The organism is Bradyrhizobium sp. Ses1 (assembly GCF_059512365.1).
Genome location: NZ_JCAMOQ010000180.1, coordinates 1 through 995 on the forward strand (window position 1 = coordinate 1; position 995 = coordinate 995).

1 protein-coding gene is annotated in these 995 nt (G+C 62.8%); it reads left to right on the forward strand.

All coding sequences use genetic code 11. The features are described 5' to 3' along the window. Positions 1–993 (forward strand): adenylate/guanylate cyclase domain-containing protein (locus AC5ZG5_RS46235; RefSeq protein ID WP_496165573.1); only part of this gene is annotated, 993 nt, incomplete at its 5' end. Positions 994–995: the final 2 nt, after the last annotated feature.

Below are 995 nucleotides of genomic sequence, written 5' to 3' on the forward strand. Positions count from 1 at the left end.
CTGTCGCGCCGACTGGCCCGCGATGGTCATCGCGTCGCTTCCGTAGCCGGGGGTCAGCAGGCCCTGCAGGCGCTCGAGCACGATGAGTTCGATCTCGTCCTGCTCGACCTGATCATGCCCGACATCAACGGACTTGACGTGCTCGTGCGCATGAAGGCGGATGAGCGGCTACGTCGCATTCCGGTTATCATGATTACGGCCCTGGCGGACACAGAGAGCGCCGTCCGCTGCATCGAGGCCGGCGCAGAGGATTATCTCCCGAAACCGTTCGATCCGACCCTGCTGCGCGCGCGCATCAACGCGTGCTTACACAAGAAGCGCTGGCGTGACCGCGAGCAGAGGTATCTTCGCCGCATCGAGGACGAGACCGCCAGGTTCGAGCGGCTGCTGTTGACCATCCTGCCAAGACAGGTGATTGGCCGCCTGAACCAAGGCGAAGCCATGATCGCCGACCGCTTCGAGGGCGTGAGCGTTCTGTTCGCCGACCTGGTGGGCTTCACCGAGCACTCGGCACGGGTCACGCCTGGAGCGACGGTCGAGTATTTGAACCGGCTGTTCTCGGAATTCGACGCGCTTGCCCACGAGCTCGGCGTCGAGAAGATCAAGACCATCGGCGATGCCTACATGGCCGTGGCCGGCTTGCCCGATCCGAACCCCGATGCGTTCGCAGCGATCGCGAAAATGGCGCTCGGCATGATCGATCGGCTAGGCCGCGTCAACGGCCATTTCGGTTGGCCCTTGCAAATCCGGATCGGCATACATTCCGGTCCGGTGGTCGCCGGCATCATCGGCACGCACCGCTTCATCTACGACGTGTGGGGCGATACTGTAAATGTCGCCAGCCGGCTCGAGGCCTATTCTCTGCCCAATCGAATCCATGTGTCCCAGGATATCGCCCGCCACCTCGTCGGTCCCTTCGCGCTGGAGCCACGCGGCAGCATTGACGTGAAGGGCAAAGGCAAACTGGAGGCGTTTTTCTTGAGCCGGATCTAGGC